The following is a 16,426-nucleotide window of genomic DNA, read 5'->3' on the forward strand; positions in this document are numbered from 1 at the left end:
GCTAGTGGCTGCCGAAGAGTTCGGCGTTGGTCTTCAAGGTGATGGGCGCGCCATCTTGGCGGGCGGAGTCGGCGGTGGCCATGACGAGTTGCAAGCTCTGAATGTTGTCGGTGACATCCGTCTCAGCCTTGTTTCCGGTTTCGATGGCGTCGCGGAACGCTTCGAGGGTCCCCAAGCGTTCCTCGACAGGCAACGGGTCCAGATCGACGTGCATGACGCCGGAGCGTTCCACCGCTCCGGCAAGGAAGACGGTGTCGAACAGTGAGGCGAAGTTGATGGTGACCTCGTTGTTCTTCCAGGTGATGGCGCCCTTGCTGCCTTGGATTTCCCAGTCGCCGTCCCAGCTGGTCTGCGGACCGTAGGAGCTCCATGAACCGGTGTAGACGACGCGGGCGCCGTTGTCGCAGTCGAACTGCACCACGGCGGAGGCGTTGCCCTTGAATCTGGAGGTGCCAGTGTTCCAAGAGCGCGCACGCACGGCGGTGGGTTCGACACCAACGATGCCGCGGAGCTGGTCAAGGTGATGGATCATGGCATCCACGATCAGTGGCTCATCCATTTCGAGCCGGAACCCTTCGAACGGCGGGTTCTTCTTGTAGTCGATAAAGACGTGCTCAAGGTCGCCGATGACTCCGTCGCGAATGAGGCGCTGAACAGTGCGGGCGGCTCGCTTGAAACGGTAATTCTGCGACACCATGGCCTGTTTGCCGGACTTCTCTGCCGCTGTAATGATGCGGATGCCGTCTTCAAGGCTGTGTGCGAGGGGCTTCTCGATGAGTGTGTGGACGCCTGCTTCCAGTGCCGGGATGGCCACGGCTGCGTGGTACTCGGGTGGAACGATGACCAAGGCGGCGTCGAACGTATCTTTGTGCTCCAGCGCGTCCTCAATGGTGGCGTACGCGGGGATTCCGTACTGTTCACCAGCGGCCCGTGCGGCGTCGGAGTTGACGTCGACAACACCGGCCAGCTCCCAGCTTTTGCTGTGGTGAATCACGTTCAGCCATGAGGCGCCCCAGGCACCGAGGCCTACTTGAATGATCTTCATTGCTTCGCTCCTTCTAGTTCTTTTGTGCTCGGGACGTCGACCCACTCGCCGCCCTTGCTGGATTTGATGATGCTTTCGGTGAGGAAGGCCGACCTGAGGCCGTCCTGGAACGTGGGCAGGCCTTCGCGGATGTCCCCGTTGATGGCGGCATAGGTATCAGCCACGAACGCAGTGAACGCGTCCTGGTAACCCTGCGGATGACCAGGTGGAAGAACACTGAGCCGGGCCGCATCAGGACTAAGCGCCTGCGGGTCGCGGACGAGCAACTGCGACCCTGTCCGCTTACCCAGCCACAACGCCTCCGGGGCTTCCTGGTCGAACTGCAGAGTGCTCTCCGAACCCGCAATCTCGATCATCAGGCGGTTCTTTCGTCCAGGGGCAACTTGGCTGATCAGGAGATTTCCCACGGTGCCGGATTCGGTGGCAAAAACAGCGGCAACGAGGTCCTCGGTCTGGATGTCTTTATTGTTTGACCGGCCCGAGAAAAGAGTCCGGCTCAGGGCGCTTACTTTGGCTATCTGTTCCCCGCTCACGAATTCGACTAGATCGCACAAGTGGGAGCCGATATCGGCGAACGCCCGGGAGGGCCCACCCAGAGCGGCGTCCACCCGCCAGTTGTCGTCGTCCCGGGAGAGCAGCCAATCCTGAAGGTAGGAGCCCTGGATGGTGGAGATCCGTCCCGTTTGGCCCGATGCAATGCGTTCCCGTGCTTCCCGGATCATCGGATGGAAGCGATAGACGAAGGGAACGGTCGCAACGGTCCCGGCCCGGGCAGCGAGCTCCACAAGTTCGGTTGCGTCCTGGACGTTGGTGGCGAGTGGCTTCTCGCAGACCACGTGTTTGCCCGCTTTCAGCGCGGCCTCGGCCAGTGCGTAATGGGTACTGTTCGGCGAACAGATGTGGATGACGTCGATAGCGTCGTCCTCGAAAAGGTCCTGGGCGGAATCGTAAGCCCGCTGCACACCCAGGCGGTCTTTGGCGCGGTCGGCGCTGGCACGGCTCGAAGACGCAATGGCGGCGATATCCGCCCCTGCAGCGCGGGCGGCCCGGCTGTGCACCTCGGCCATGAACCCGGCGCCGACGAACCCGGCCCGTAGCCGGGAGGGGGCTGTCGTGGTTCTGTCGTTTTCCATGTCGAAACAGTGACACGCAGCACCTGGCTTTAGTCAGGGGCCCAGCAGAAGTCTGCACCTTTTGACGCTGATGGTTGTCGAATGCACGCCCAAGTTGCACTTTTTGATGCTAAGCACTTCGCCGGGTGGACGGGAACGAGTGAGCAGCTCGACACTGAGTGGAGATGAGGACCCTCAGGGTCCGGTGGGCCCGAGGCGTCAAGAATTCAGGCTCACGAACAACCTCTTTTGAGCCCCGAATTGGAGTGTCATGGACAACGGCGGACCCGGCGAACTACTGCAAATCCTGCGGGACGGACAACCACGAACCAGAGCCGACTTGGCTGGGACAACAGGCTTGGGCCGAGCTGCCGTCAGTTCCCGCCTTGAGCCGCTCCTGAAACTGGAACTCGTGGTTCCCGTATCAGGGGCACCTTCAACTGGAGGCCGTCCATCGGCGCGGCTAGCCTTCAACCCAGGCGCAAAGTTGGTGGCGGCCGCAGACGTGGGCGCGACACACGCCACCGTGGCCCTCACTGACCTGTCAGGAACGGTACTCGTGGAAACCACTGAGCGGCTGGAGATTTCATGCGGTCCCGAAGCGGTCCTGGACTGGCTTTTGACGATGGTGAAGGGACACTTGAATGTGTTGGGGCGCCCGACTGCGGACGTCATCGCCGTCGGCATCGGACTACCTGGCCCGGTAGAGCACTCCAGCGGGAAGCCGACGAGCCCGCCGATCATGCCAGGGTGGGACGGATTCGATGTTCCCGCTTACATTCAGCAAACCTTGGGCGTACCCGTACTCGTCGATAACGATGTCAACCTCATGGCCCTCGGCGAGCGGGCGACCCGTTGGCCCAACGAGGAGAACATGATTTTCCTCAAAGTCGCCACTGGCATCGGATCTGGAGTGGTTAGCGGAGGAGAACTGCAGCGTGGCGCGGCAGGTGTCGCCGGAGACGTCGGCCATATTGCTGTTTCCCGGGGGGCAGGAATTCTTTGCCGCTGTGGCAAGAGTGCATGCCTGGAAGCCATTGCAGGCGCGCCGGCAATCGCAGCTCAACTCCGCGAGAGCGGGCTTGAGGCAACCACTGGAAGCGACGTCGTTTCGCTGGTTCGTTCCGGGAATCTGGCTGCTATCCAAGCGGTCCGCCAAGCGGGCCGCGACATCGGAGAAATGCTCAACATGTGCGTGAGCTTCATCAACCCCTCCCTGATTGTTGTGGGCGGATCGCTTGCCCAATCCGGAGAACACCTCATGGCAGGGATACGCGAAACGGTCTACGCACGATCAACGCCTTTAGCGACCCAGCACCTGACAATCACCCAGTCCGAAACCGGGCCGGAAGCTGGAGTGGTTGGCGCCAGCATCCTGGCCGTCGAGTACGTCCTCTCCCCCCACCGAGTAAATCAACTGGCAACCAGACCGCTTTTCGACGGAAACGAAATTATCAACCGGCAGGAAAAGGAGCCCCCTTTCCCCACACACCGGCCGCTCCTTGAGGCGCTGGCCAAATAATTGCAAGACGCACCTCTGTGAAAAACATAAACACATTAACGCGCCGACCAAAGGTGCATCCAGAGGTAAAATTGACCTACCAGCAGACCTCATTTTCGGTCGGTCTGACGAGTCACCGCAAGCGCTTCCTTATGCCGCCGCGCCAGCTCCCAAGACTGCCATGATGCTCAGCTGGTGAAGGAGGACGGCATGCCTCAATCTGGTGACGGGAAAAGCGCCCGTGTGCGACGATACGCAGTGCCGGAAGGGCTCACTCCAGAACAAAGGTTCGAGCATTGGCGGGTCTGGTACGGCAACGCCGTCGAAACACCAATGAGGCTGGAGCGGTCAGAAGGAGAGAGTCCTGCGTCCGTCAGTCCCTCAGCTATTAATCTTGCCGGACCGGGCTTCAGCCTCATAGAGATGCACAACACCCCCGCGCTGGGCTTTTGGGCGCCGAATCCCGACTCCACTGACTTGCGCCTGGCCTACTTCCGCAAGGCGTCGGGTCTGACCCTCGATCTCAATGGCACCCCCGAGCCGGTTCCAACGGGTTCGGTGAGATTCATCGACACTTCGCTTGGTGGCAGTTTCGATGCACCCGAAGGATTCCACGCACAGCAACTCAACATGGACCGCGTCAGTCTCAATGTCAGCGAAGGCGGACTGCGCTCCCTTCTTCGCCTGCCTGACCTTGCAAGCCACCCCATTGTGGGCACCTTCGTGATCCCCGCATTGATGAGTTGGAAGCGGCCCGGCATCGACAGTGAGGCATCAGGAACCAGCGAGATCCTACGATCCGTCATGGCAACCCTGGTGGGCTCCCTGCTCGAATCGCCGGCCGACGATGAGACACAGAAACCGGCACTAAGCCGGGCGGTAAAGAAATACCTTGAGAGCAGTTACGACAACCCAAATCTGGACGTGGCAATGATCGCCGGAACGTTCAACCTCTCCCGTCGCTCCCTGTTCTACTTTTTTGAGACCGAAGAACTCCGTTTGGGTGAGCGAATCCGCGCCTTGAGAACCCGGAAAGCGTTGGAGCTCCTGCTTCAAGCCCATGCTCAAAGAATCACCTACTCAGAAATTGCGACACGGAGCGGATTCACCAACGTTCAAAGCATGCGCCGGGCAATCAAAGAGTTCACCGGGATGAATGTCAGGGAGATCCATAAATCCGAGCCCGTCGTTCATATGGCCCTACAGCAACTTCGGCAGCGGCTCAGTCCTGGAGCTTGACCGGATCGATGAAGAGGCGTGGTTTCGCGCTGTTCGAACCTGGCCCGGCCGCAGTTCCGCATCCTGGATCTGCGGGGCCACACTTTTGGGGACCGGGAGAGGGGCCCTGCGCGTCAGTTGGACGCCCCGCCTTCCATGGACTTCAGCTGGGAGAGGGCAACGCGGGCGCGGCGAACGAACCGGACAGCCCGCCATGCCCCATAGAGGACGGCCGCAAAGAAGACAAGACCAAGGGCAAGGAGTGGCCACGGCGCGTAAAGGACGCGAACGCCGGCCTGGCTGGTGCCGGCCTCAGAAGTCAGCGTGGCCTCGGCCGCGCCGCTCTGAATCATGGGTGCCCGCGCGAGTGTGGCATGCAGGTCAATGCTCGCTCCTGGAAGGAGGCCATCGGGCGTATCGAATTCCAACCTCGTCGCCGTTGCCGGCCAGCCTGAGAGGTCCAGGTGAGCGGACGGGCGCAGGATGGTGTTACCGGTATTTCGTATGGGCAGAATGAAGTCGAGGTTGTCCCCGTTTTGCTTCCAGCTCAGGCTGCCGTGGTCCAGTGATTTGGCTGCCGTGCCGGCAACGTTGAGGTAAATTCGGACGCCTTGGCGTTGAATCGTGTCCAGTCGAATGGCGGTATCGCCGTTGACCGCGGTGGTCTTGCCTCGGACAGTGGGGCTTTGGATGATGAGCCCTCCTGCATAGTCTCCCGGAGGTGTGCCCTCGGGAACGGTGAGACGGAAGGGCACTTTCAGGTCCGTGTTGGCGGGGACGGTGATCTGTTCCATATCAAGTTCGGCCCACGCGCCCACACCTTCGCGGGGGGCGGATTGTGCGGCCATCGCAAAGGTTCCCTGCACCGTGTTCTCCCCGTCCACGGGATACGTCAGCAGGGTCACTGGCGAGGAAGTGTGGTTGGAAACGACGGCTGTGGCCTCCGTCTTGGCCCCGGGATAGAGGGACAAGTGGAAGAAGTCCGATTCTGTCTCCGGGCGGATGCCCAAAGTCCCGTCATCGACCGCAGAGGCGGGGCCGGCCATGAGGAGAATATCCAAGATCAGCAATGCCATAGCGATGATCACCGGCCCGGTCCGGCGTGGGGATGGTGTTTTCACGTTTTCTCAGTCCTGGAAGCATCCGGATTAGCGATTGTGGTGCTGTGGTGTGGAGAGCGAAAGCCCGCCCGCCTTCTCGTAATGAGGACGGCGGACGGGCCCACGTGTTTTAGCCCATGGTGTAAGTGATGGTGGAGGTGTAGGGGTTCAGGGCTCCGCTGGCGCCAACCGCGTAATTGGAGCGGTAGGCGTTGGCCGGAATGGCGAGGCTGAACGCCGGGGCCAGCGTGTAGGTTCCCATGTTCTGGCCCACAGTGGAGACCAGAGCCTGAGAGGACGTTGACAGAGCCAACGCCGGGGCGGTGATGGTGGCTGCAGAGTCCGAGCCCGCGCCTGCTGTGATGGTGCCGGGCGTGATCGTCAAGCCACTGACAGGAATAGTGCGTGGGGTTGATTCGTCTGTTCCTGCGGCACTGGTGGGCGTGGATGCGCTCACCGAAAGAGCCCACGCCGAGCCCGTGCCGCGGGCATCGGTGATAGTCCATTCCGAGGAGGCATTGCCCGTGGAGGTCTGGGTATTGGATCCGTCCAGGGTGACCCCTGTCAGGGTGGCCCCGTAGGTGTTGGCCGTCAGGGTTCCGCCGGAAATCGTGGAGTCGACGACGTCGGCCGAGGCAGGGGTCAGCCCGAGGGTTAGAGCCACAGCGGAAGTGGTGAAAATGGCAGAGAGCCTGGTAATTCTACGCATGATTGTTTCCTGTGTTTGGGGTGACAAAAAGTGAAAACGCGCGTTCCGCTGGGACGGAGAACCCGACGATCAGCGTGACATTATTCTATGAATTCTGATGGCGCGAAAAAGCAGCGAAGAATCCGATTCGTGCAGAGCTTTATCGCGAAGGCATCACTTCGTGCAAGGGGCCGTTAAGCGCCGGGTGGCAAAAAAAGAAGACCGCAATATTCGCGGTCTTCCCATTCCTTCAATCAGACACCGGAATTGTTCTCAGACATCTGAACTTGGACGCGCAGTACAGAAGGCACGACGGCGGGGCGCCGCCCCTGCCGTCGTCGTCCGCTGTTCCCGGGCTACTTCGAGAGTGCCTCCTCCAACCAGGACCTCAACACCGGCGCGGGAGCCGCGCCGGCCTGCCTCGCCACGATTTTTCCGTCAACGATGACCATCAACGTCGGCACCGCCTGGATGGCGAACCTGGCAGAGAGCTGCGGCGAGTGATCCACATCGACCTTCACGAGTTTGATGTGACCGGCGCGTTCGTGTGCCAGTTGGTCGAGCACGGGGCTCACCATCCGGCAGGGTCCGCACCACACAGCCCAAAAGTCCACCAATACCGGAACCCCGGGCTGTTCCGCGATGGCACTAAAGTCTTCGTCGCTGGCTTCAACCACCCAGGGCAGCTCCTTGTGACAGCTCCCGCAGCGCGGGCGGCCGTCGGCGGCGGCCGGAACACGGTTCGACTTGCCGCAGTGAGGACATTTGATGATGGCTTTATTCATGTGATTGAGGCCTCCGTGAGCTCCGTAGTGCTGTATTCAACCACGAGTTCGCCTCCGGACACGGTCACACTAACCACTCCGCCCTCGGCAATGCTGCCTCTCAGCAGGGCCCGACCGACCTGCGTTTCGACGACATGGGAAATGAAGCGGCGCAGCGGCCGGGCTCCGTAGACCGGATCGAAGCCCCGCTCAGCAATCAGAAGGCGTGCTTCTTCGGCCAGGTGCAGCTCAATTTGCTGCTCGGCCAGGCGCTGCCGCAGCTGCTGGAACAGCAAATCAACGATTCGTTCGATTTGTGGCAGTCCCAAGGGTGCGAACAAGACTGTGTCGTCGACGCGGTTAAGGAACTCGGGTCGGAAATGAGCCCTGAGTTCACCCATTACCATGCCGCGCGCGTCCTCGGTGATAGTCCCACCTTCGGCCGAGCCTTCCAAAAGATACTGGGAGCCGATATTGGAGGTCATGATGATGACAGTGTTGCGGAAATCGACGGTCCGGCCCTGCGAGTCCGTAATCCGTCCGTCGTCGAGGACCTGCAGCAGCGTGTTGAAGATGTCCGGATGGGCCTTTTCCACCTCGTCGAACAGCACCACCGAATATGGCTTCCGGCGCACCGCTTCCGTGAGCTGCCCTCCTTCGTCGTAGCCAATGTAACCGGGGGGCGCCCCCAGCAGGCGGCTCACTGTGTGGCGCTCCTGATACTCGCTCATGTCCAGCCGGATCATTGCGCTCTCGCTGTCGAACAGCGAGGCAGCCAATGCCTTGGCAAGCTCGGTCTTTCCGACGCCCGTGGGGCCGAGAAAGATGAAGGAGCCGATGGGCCGGCGGGGATCCCGGATACCGGAGCGGGCCCGGATGATGGCATCCGACACCGCGTTGATCGCTTCTTCTTGTCCGACGACACGGGCACGCAGGATTTCATCCAGGTGCAGGACCTTTTCGCGTTCGCCTTGCTTCAGCCGGGCGACCGGAATCCCGGTCCAGGCCGCCACGATGTCAGCGATCTCATCCTCGGTCACCACCTCGCGGAGCAAGCGCTTTTCACCCTGTTTCGCAGTCAGTCGTTCTTCTTCGGCAGCCAGCCGCCGTTCGAGGTCGGCAAGCCGGCCGTAGCGTAGCTCCGCCGCCAGGTTGAGGTCGTAGTTGCGCTCGGCTTCCTCAGCCTCCAGACGGACCCGCTCCAGGTCAGTACGAATTTCCTGCAGTTTGTGGATCGCTTGGCGCTCGGCTTCCCACTGGGCCCTCTTGGAGTCTGCTTCGCCGCGCAGGTCCGCCAATTCACGCCTCAATTCCGTGAGCCTCGTCTTGCTGGCCGGATCGGTTTCCTTGGCAAGTGCCGCCTCTTCGATTTCGAGCCTCGTGACCTTCCTGGTGAGCTCGTCCAGCTCGGCCGGCATCGAGTCAATTTCCGTCCTGAGCCTGGCACACGCTTCATCCACGAGGTCAATGGCCTTGTCTGGAAGAAACCGGTCGGTGATGTAACGGTGGGAAAGGGTGGCCGCAGCCACCAGGGCACTATCCTGGATCCGCACTCCGTGGAAAACCTCGAGCCGCTCCCGCAGACCTCGAAGGATGGAAATGGCGTCCTCGACATCGGGCTCCTCAACCGTGACCGGCTGGAAGCGGCGCTCCAATGCGGCGTCAGACTCGATATGTTTGCGGTACTCGTCGAGCGTGGTGGCGCCAATCATATGCAGCTCCCCGCGTGCCAGCATGGGCTTGAGCATGTTGCCGGCGTCCATCGATCCTTCGGACGCGCCTGCACCGACGACGGTGTGTAGTTCGTCCACAAAAAGCAGGATCCTTCCTTCTGCCGCCAGCACCTCGGCCAGCACCGCTTTCAACCGCTCCTCGAATTCGCCACGGTACTTGGCACCGGCCACGAGGGCGCTCAGGTCCAGCGAGAATATGGTCTTGTTCTTCAGGCCTTCGGGCACATCCTGCCGGACGATCCGCTGGGCCAGTCCCTCCACAATGGCGGTTTTGCCGACTCCAGGCTCGCCGATAAGCACCGGGTTATTCTTGGTCTTGCGTGAAAGAATCTGGACGACCCGCCTGATTTCCGCGTCGCGGCCGATGACGGGATCCAGCTTTCCAGTACGCGCATCCGTCACCAGATCGCGGCCGTACTTCTCCAGCGCTTCGTAAGTTTGTTCCGGCGTTGCCGAGGTAACGCGCTGGTTTCCCCTGACCTGGGTCAGGACCGACAAGAATGCCTCGCGGGTGATGCCGTGTTCCGCCAGCACCCTGCCTGCCGCCGTGGACCGGCCTTCCTCCGCAAGCGCTACCAGCAGGTGTTCCACCGAGACATACTCGTCTTTGAGCCGTTTGGCTTCACGTTCAGCAGCATCAAGGAGTGTGCCAAGCCTGCGGCTGACGTACACCTGTCCGGGTGCTGCGCCAGGCCCCGTGACTTTAGGCTTCTTTTGCAGCTCGGTCTCGACCGCCCTGTTCAGCTCCTCAACGTCAATCTGCATGCCTGCGAGCAGTCGCGGGACCAGTCCCCCCTCCTGTTCCAGCAGGGCCGCAAGCAGGTGCTCCCCGTCGGTCTCGGTATGACCGTGTTGCTGGGCGATCCGCTGTGCCCCTGCCAAGGCCTCCTGCGACTTCTGGGTAAAGCTCTCCATGTTCATGGCGAAGCAGTCCTTTCCACATTCGCGATTTCAACCAAACGTCGTTCCAGCGTGTCCACCCTCGCCAGCAAATCCAGTACCAGCGGGATTGCCGCATAGTTGAGCGACAGCTCTGAATGCAGCCGCAGGACGCGCCCGATCATTTCCGGAGTCCGCGGACTGAACCAGGGCCCGCCCGGACCGCCGTCTCCCAGCGGCCGAACCAGATCCAGCTCCACGAACCTCATGACGACGTCGGAGTGGACACCGCTGCTGCGGGCCACCCCTTCGAGGCTCAGACGCCACGGATAGGCGAGTGGATATTCCCGGCTCATAGCAGCCCCTCCCTCGGGTGAAAATCGGACACGGCTGCAAGCTGCTCGTAGAGCTTGCGCACCTCACTACTCAACCGCGGGGGCACCATGACCCGGATTTCGGCGTAAAGGTTCCCCGGCTGGCCTTTCGGATCGGGCAGACCCTGCCCGCGAAGCCTCAGTCTGCGTCCGCTGGAAGACCCTTCGGGAACGGTCATGGTCACAGGCCCGGCGGGCGCGTTGACCTTGATCCTGGCCCCGAGCGCCGCCTCCGACGGCGTGACGGGAAGGTCGAAATGGATGTCCCGGCCTTTGAGGCGGTATCTCGTGTCCGGCTGAATGCTTACGGTCAGGAAGAGATCCCCCGGCCGGCCCCCATCTCGGCCACCGGCGCCCTCCCCCGCGAGTCGGATACGCTGCCCGTCCACCACACCGGGCGGCACGTCGACGTCGTAATTCCGCGTCTCGCCACCTGGCTCTGCCAGGCGAACCGTGCGCCGTCCGCCGCGGATTGCTTCTTCGAGCGTCAGCCGAAGCTCGGCCTTGTGGTCTGAGCCCGGCGCCGGACCCGCCCCCTGCTGACGGAACCAGCCACCCAGCAGGTCCTCCCAATCGACGTCCCCTCCCATGTCGACATGGGCGCCGCCGTACGCGCCGCGTCCCGGGCGCGGGCCTGGGCGCGGACCACCGGAACCCCGCCCCGTGCCGCTGCCCTCCGAATCAACACCGCGACCGGCATATTGCCGGTAGTCCGCGCCGAACCGGTCATAGCGCGCCCTGGTTTCCGGATCTGACAAAGTATCGTAGGCCTCGCCGATCTCCTTGAATTTGTCCGCAGCATCAGGCTCCCGGTTGACGTCCGGATGGTATTTTCTTGCCAGTTTGCGGTAAGCCCGCTGGATTGCGTCCGGCTTCGCCGTGCGAGGGACGCCGAGCACTGAGTAGTGATCCTTAGCCACGATCAGCGTTCACCGCCCGGCTCACGACGACGGCGGCGGGCCTGAGGACGGTATCCGTCCCGCCGTAGCCAGGGCGCAGGACGGTGATCACTGTCCCGGGAGGAACGTCGTCCGTCTCCGATACGCTGACCACCTCGTGAATCCGGGGGTCGAAGGGGACGTTCTCACCGTCGATCCGGGGGTACCCGAGGCGGGCCAGGATATCGATGGCCTGGGAACGGATCGCATCCAGGCCATCGACGAGGGGGTCCCCGGCAGAGGGGGCATGAGTGAGGGCGAGTTCCAGATTGTCCAAGACAGGCAGCCACAGCAGCGAGACCGCTGCGCGTTCCTGTGCCCTTAGCTGTGAGGCCTCCCTGGCGGCGCGTTTTCGGATATTGTCTGCGTCAGCCAGCGCGCGGCGCCAAAGATCCTCCATTTTGGCCAGCGCTTCCACCGATGCCCCAGGCTTGGTTTCCGTTACGCCGGCTGCAGCGGCCTCTGTTCCATCACTTCCCTGATCGGCGTGCCCAGCCGGCCCTGCGTGGTCGCTCATGGCCGTACCTAGCCACGATCGAATTCTGCATCGACAATGTCATCGTCGTCCACACTGTCAGAAGTCCCAGGCTGAGACACGGGTCCCGCGCCCGCCCCTGCACTGGCCCCTGACGCTGCCGAGGCACTCAAGGCCGACTGCAGCTGCTGGAGCTCGGAAATCAGTTCCCTCGCCGCGCCAACGTCCGCCTGGTTGCTAACGGCGTCCCGCGCCTGACCAACCAGTAGTTCAGCCCGGGCCTTGTCGTGCACCGGGACAGCATCACCAAGTTCATTGACGGCCCGCTCAACTCGATAGGCCACCGCGTCGAGTTCATTCAGGGTGTCAATGCGCTCCCGATTCTGCACATCCTCGCTCCTGTGGGACTCGGCCTCGGCAATCATTCGCTCGACTTCCTTGGCATCGAGGTTGGATCCTTCACTGATCGTGATGCCCTGTTCCTTGCCTGTGTCTTTATCGCGGGCTGTGACGTTGAGAATGCCGTTTGCGTCGACGTCGAACGTGACCTCAACCTGCGGTTCGCCGCGAGGCGCCGGCCGGATATCGGTTAGCTGGAACCGGCCCAAAACCCGATTATCCGCAGCCAGTTCCCGCTCCCCCTGCAGGACCACTACGTCCACGGCGGGCTGGTTATCATCGGCGGTGGAGAACACTTCGCTTCGCCGTGCGGGGATGGTTGTGTTGCGCTCGATGATCTTTGTCATGACACCGCCGCGGGTCTCGACCCCGAGGGAAAGCGGCACAACATCCAACAGCAAGACATCCGAGACTTCGCCTTTGAGAACTCCGGCCTGAATCGCCGCACCGATGGCCACGACTTCGTCCGGATTGACGCTCATGTTCGGATCTTTTCCGCCGGTCAGGCGGCGGACCACATTTTGTACCGCCGGAATACGGGTGGAGCCGCCCACCAAAATCACTTCATCGATGTCGTTGGCGGTGACCTTGGCATCCGTCATCGCCTGTTTGACCGGATCCATGGTCCGTTCCACCAGGTCATGAGTAATGTCTTCAAACACTGAGCGCCGAACAGTGGTGGTCAGATGCTTGGGCCCCGCCGCGTCCGCAGTGACAAAGGGGAGGCTGACCTGCGTCTGCGTCACAGAGCTTAGCTCAACCTTTGCTTTCTCGGCCGCTTCGAACAGGCGTTGCAAAGCCTGCGCATCCGCACGCAGGTCAATGCCCTCCTGCTTCTGGAAATCATCGGCCAAGTAATCAACAAGGCGGCGGTCGAAATCGTCCCCGCCAAGGTGCGTGTCGCCCGCCGTCGAACGGACCTCCACAACGCCGTCGCCGACGTCCAGCAGGCTCACGTCAAAGGTTCCTCCGCCCAGGTCGAAAACCAGAACCGTCTCATGCTGACGTTTGTCGATGCCATAGGCCAGGGCGGCTGCAGTAGGTTCATTAATAATCCGCAGGACTTCCAACCCCGCGATTCTGCCAGCGTCCTTGGTGGCGGTGCGCTGTGCATCGTTGAAGTACGCAGGAACCGTAATGACTGCTTCCGTTATCTTCTCGCCCAGTTGCTTCGCGGCGTCGTCCACCAGCTTACGAAGAACGAGCGCACTCACTTCCTCAGGTGCCACCTTCTTACCCTGCACCTGGAAACGCGCCACACCGTTGTCGTCCGCCACGACGTCGAAACTCACTGCCTTGGCCTCATCAGTGATCTCATCATTGTGACGGCCGATAAATCGCTTGGCCGACGTGATGGTTCCCTTGGGGTTGAGGATCGCCTGCCGGCGGGCCAGTTGCCCCACGAGCCGTTCCCCGCTGTCGGTGTAAGCCACAACTGACGGGGTTGTCCGCGCTCCTTCCGCGTTGGGAATGACGCGCGCCTCCCCGCCTTCCCAGACAGCGATCACCGAGTTGGTTGTTCCGAGATCAATTCCTACTGCCTTGCCCATGACTCACTCCGGTCCTGGAGGACGCGACCGGCCCTGCGACGACGTCCGCCCGAGGTTGCACCACATGAGGTACGCCTTTGCCGCTGAGCCAAAGTGCTCAAGGGACTCATGGTTTTGTCATGCAGTCTTGTGAGGTTGAGTCTGGCCCCTAGGACGGGAGTGCCGCATGGCCCTGTGAGGTCAGAAATGCTCCAGCGAATTGACCTGACAGGCGAAGGCTCCACGGGCGTGAACTCGAAGGCACTGTGATAGTTGAGGAGCGTCCACCTCATGGCCGGACCGCGTGTGGTCTGCAAGCGCGTGAACCACTTGACAGGCAGTTGAGCCGGGTCTAGTACTGGGCTATATCTGGTGCACCCCGCTCGCCGGGCCGGATGGTAGCCACACCATCGGTCAGTGCCTACTTAACATCAATGTTGGCGGTCACGGCAGGGTCGGCTCCATGGAATAACCAACATAGGAGCCCGCATGAGTACACTGATTCCCGACCCGCACCTCTTGCAGATTCATCCGGTCACGGTGCGCACACCGCAAGGCTGCGAGGAATGTCTGCTACTGGGTACTCCTTGGGTTCATTTACGACTATGTCTATCCTGCGGCCATGTGGGTTGTTGCGATTCCTCACCCATGCGCCACGCCCGGGCCCACGCCACTGAGTTGCATCCGATCGTTCGTTCCTTGGAGCCCGGCGAAAACTGGCGTTGGTGCTATCCCCATGAGGCATTTGTCTAAGAAATCGACGGGTGTGCTCAGCTGATGCAGCCTTCTGCAGACTCTTCGCCGGCCGAAACACCGGATGTCTCAGGCGCCTATCCGCGACTGAGCAAAGCCCAGATCGAATTGCTGGACCGTGTGGGGACCAAAAGGGCAACAACCGCGGGGGAAGTCCTCACGCACGAGGGCGACGCGGGCGAATATTTCTTCGTCATACTGCAAGGCACGGTACTGGTTGTGGAAGGGCTGCCTGACGTTCACGGCGGACAACCCGCAGAGCTCGGCCCGGACACCCGAATCCTCGAAGTCCACGGTCCGGGGCGGTTCCTCGGTGAATTGGGCTTGGTGGAGGGGCAACCGGCCTTTGTCAGCAGTGTGTCCGCCGAAGCTTCCGAGGTGCTCCAGATCAGCGGGGATGATCTGCGCCGTGTGGTTCTGACTGACGCAGCGGTGGGCGAGACCATCCTGCGTGCGTACCTCCAGCGCCGAATCCTGCTGATCGGCGCTGGCGCGGGGATCCGGATTGTTGGCTCCCGCTTCAGCCGGGACACACTTCGCCTCCTGGAGTTTTCAGCATCCAATCGCTTGCCTCACCGGCTGGTTGATCTGGAGAACGACCGCCAAGCACAGGCCATCGTGGACAGGGCCGGTATCCTCGCAGGTGACCTTCCCGCAGTGGTGCTGAATGCTTCGCAAATTCTCAGGAACCCCTCAAATGCAGACCTGGCACTCGCCACGGGCCTGCGAGCTGTCAAAGAACATTCGACCACCTACGATCTCATGGTGCTCGGGGCTGGTCCGGCCGGCCTGGCAGCCGCCGTCTACGCAGCGTCCGACGGATTGTCCGTCGTCCTTAAAGAAGCCGTCGGGCTGGGCGGGCAGGCCGGTACATCGCCGCGGATCGAAAACTTTCTCGGCTTCCCCGCCGGCATCTCCGGCGGAGAACTCACGGAAAGGGCGATCCTTCAGGCCCGCAAGTTCGGGGTCCAGATCAACGTCGCTTGCTGGGCACGCACCATTGAGTTGAGGGACGGTGAGTTCCGCGCGGAGTTTAACGGCAGCGGCCCTGCCTCCTCTCGGGCAACGCTGCTGGCAACCGGGGTCCGGTACCGCAGGCTACCAATCCCTGGGCTGGAGGAACTGGAAGGAAACAGCGTCTTCTACGCGGCCACTGTCCACGAAGCCAGGCTCTGCGGATCGCAGCCAGTGACCGTCGTCGGCGGGGGAAACTCCGCCGGGCAGGCCGCGCTTTTCCTGGCCGGCACCGGAGCAGCAGTACGACTGGTAGTGCGCGGGGCGGACCTCCGCGCGGATATGTCGCGGTACCTCGCGGAACGCATCGAAGGGCAACCCGCCATAACGGTACTGCTGGGGGCCACCATCGTGGGCGTCAGTGGTTCAGGCGCGCTTGAACGGATCGTCGTCGACCTGCGGGCTACGGGTGAACAACGTATCTTCGCCTCCCGTTACCTCTTCATTTTCATCGGGGCTGTGCCCCACACAGAATGGCTGCAAGGTACGCTCGCACTGGATGACCAGGGCTTCATTCTGACCGGGGCTGACCTTGAGGAGTTCCCTCCGGAGTTCAGCCATTTGGGACGCAGAAGACTGCCTCTGGAAACCAGCGTCCCCGGGATGTTCGCGGTGGGCGACGTTCGGCATGGATCGGTGAAACGCGTAACAGCTGCTGCCGGCGAAGGTTCGACAGCCGTCGCAATGGTCCACGAGCACCTGCGCAGCCTCCGTGGTGGACCGCTTGGCACGCCAACGGGAACAGCTTAACAACCGCCGCGTACAGGCGTAGTTTGGGTCCTAGGACGTCGATTCAGTCCGTGCCGCAATGCCGTGGAGTCGGCTGCGTCGGCATGAGGATGAAAAACGGCATGCCGGCCAAATACGGCGCTGGATAGCCCGCGTCGATGACTCGTGTTCAGGA

The 16,426-nt window shown here is 61.9% G+C and carries 14 protein-coding genes; 4 read left to right on the plus strand and 10 right to left on the minus strand.

Features of this window, described 5'->3' with window-relative positions; all coding sequences use genetic code 11:
* Position 1: 1 nt before the first annotated feature.
* Both N7568_RS03030 and N7568_RS03035 read right to left on the minus strand, forming a co-directional pair.
* Positions 2 to 1,045, minus strand: a complete 1,044-nt coding sequence (locus tag N7568_RS03030) for a Gfo/Idh/MocA family protein (protein ID WP_261608423.1) — start codon at positions 1,043 to 1,045, stop codon at positions 2 to 4.
* A complete protein-coding gene (locus tag N7568_RS03035; RefSeq protein WP_261608424.1) occupies positions 1,042 to 2,178 on the minus strand; it encodes a Gfo/Idh/MocA family protein in 1,137 nt (378 codons plus the stop codon). Before N7568_RS03035 ends, N7568_RS03030 begins: the two co-directional genes overlap by 4 nt.
* A gap of 250 nt (positions 2,179 to 2,428) precedes the next feature.
* On the opposite strand from N7568_RS03035, the gene N7568_RS03040 reads away from it, so the two are divergent.
* Together N7568_RS03040 and N7568_RS03045 are read left to right on the plus strand one after the other, a co-directional pair.
* Positions 2,429 to 3,679 carry an ROK family transcriptional regulator gene (locus N7568_RS03040; RefSeq protein ID WP_261608425.1) on the plus strand — a complete coding sequence of 417 codons (1,251 nt, stop codon included), beginning with the start codon at positions 2,429 to 2,431 and terminating at the stop codon, positions 3,677 to 3,679.
* Between the two features lie 189 nt (positions 3,680 to 3,868).
* The gene (locus N7568_RS03045) at positions 3,869 to 4,897 is read left to right on the plus strand and encodes an AraC family transcriptional regulator (protein WP_261608426.1); all 1,029 of its coding nucleotides are present in this window, start codon (positions 3,869 to 3,871) and stop codon (positions 4,895 to 4,897) included.
* A gap of 113 nt (positions 4,898 to 5,010) precedes the next feature.
* On the opposite strand, the gene N7568_RS03050 is transcribed toward N7568_RS03045, so the two are convergent.
* The 8 genes from N7568_RS03050 to dnaK all read right to left on the minus strand — a co-directional run bounded on the left by N7568_RS03050 (position 5,011) and on the right by dnaK (position 13,776).
* Positions 5,011 to 5,997 (minus strand): DUF916 domain-containing protein, encoded by a 987-nt coding sequence (locus N7568_RS03050; RefSeq protein ID WP_261608427.1) that lies wholly within the window; start codon positions 5,995 to 5,997, stop codon positions 5,011 to 5,013.
* 109 nt (positions 5,998 to 6,106) lie between these two features.
* A complete protein-coding gene (locus tag N7568_RS03055) occupies positions 6,107 to 6,685 on the minus strand; it encodes a WxL domain-containing protein (RefSeq protein ID WP_261608428.1) in 579 nt (192 codons plus the stop codon).
* A gap of 335 nt (positions 6,686 to 7,020) precedes the next feature.
* Positions 7,021 to 7,449 (minus strand): thioredoxin, encoded by a 429-nt coding sequence (gene trxA / locus N7568_RS03060; protein ID WP_261608429.1) that lies wholly within the window; start codon positions 7,447 to 7,449, stop codon positions 7,021 to 7,023.
* Complete coding sequence (gene clpB / locus N7568_RS03065) at positions 7,446 to 10,082, minus strand: ATP-dependent chaperone ClpB (protein ID WP_261608430.1); 2,637 nt, start codon at positions 10,080 to 10,082, stop codon at positions 7,446 to 7,448. Before clpB ends, trxA begins: the two co-directional genes overlap by 4 nt.
* Positions 10,079 to 10,396, minus strand: a complete 318-nt coding sequence (locus N7568_RS03070; RefSeq protein WP_261608431.1) for a chaperone modulator CbpM — start codon at positions 10,394 to 10,396, stop codon at positions 10,079 to 10,081. The genes clpB and N7568_RS03070 overlap by 4 nt, the downstream gene beginning before the upstream one ends.
* On the minus strand, positions 10,393 to 11,334 hold the full coding sequence (locus N7568_RS03075) for a DnaJ C-terminal domain-containing protein (protein WP_261608432.1): 942 nt from the start codon (positions 11,332 to 11,334) through the stop codon (positions 10,393 to 10,395). Before N7568_RS03075 ends, N7568_RS03070 begins: the two co-directional genes overlap by 4 nt.
* On the minus strand, positions 11,327 to 11,869 hold the full coding sequence (locus N7568_RS03080; protein WP_261608433.1) for a nucleotide exchange factor GrpE: 543 nt from the start codon (positions 11,867 to 11,869) through the stop codon (positions 11,327 to 11,329). The genes N7568_RS03075 and N7568_RS03080 overlap by 8 nt, the downstream gene beginning before the upstream one ends.
* A gap of 8 nt (positions 11,870 to 11,877) precedes the next feature.
* Complete coding sequence (gene dnaK / locus N7568_RS03085; RefSeq protein ID WP_261608434.1) at positions 11,878 to 13,776, minus strand: molecular chaperone DnaK; 1,899 nt, start codon at positions 13,774 to 13,776, stop codon at positions 11,878 to 11,880.
* A gap of 468 nt (positions 13,777 to 14,244) precedes the next feature.
* Between dnaK and N7568_RS03090 the strand changes: the two genes are divergently transcribed.
* Together N7568_RS03090 and N7568_RS03095 are read left to right on the plus strand one after the other, a co-directional pair.
* Positions 14,245 to 14,508 (plus strand): UBP-type zinc finger domain-containing protein, encoded by a 264-nt coding sequence (locus N7568_RS03090; protein WP_261608435.1) that lies wholly within the window; start codon positions 14,245 to 14,247, stop codon positions 14,506 to 14,508.
* Positions 14,509 to 14,532: 24 nt separating this feature from the next.
* Positions 14,533 to 16,272, plus strand: coding sequence for an FAD-dependent oxidoreductase (locus tag N7568_RS03095; protein WP_261608436.1), 1,740 nt, complete (start codon positions 14,533 to 14,535; stop codon positions 16,270 to 16,272).
* Positions 16,273 to 16,426 lie beyond the last annotated feature (154 nt).

Origin of the sequence: Paenarthrobacter aurescens, assembly GCF_025421775.1 — a bacterium.
Lineage (GTDB): Bacteria > Actinomycetota > Actinomycetes > Actinomycetales > Micrococcaceae > Arthrobacter > Arthrobacter aurescens_B.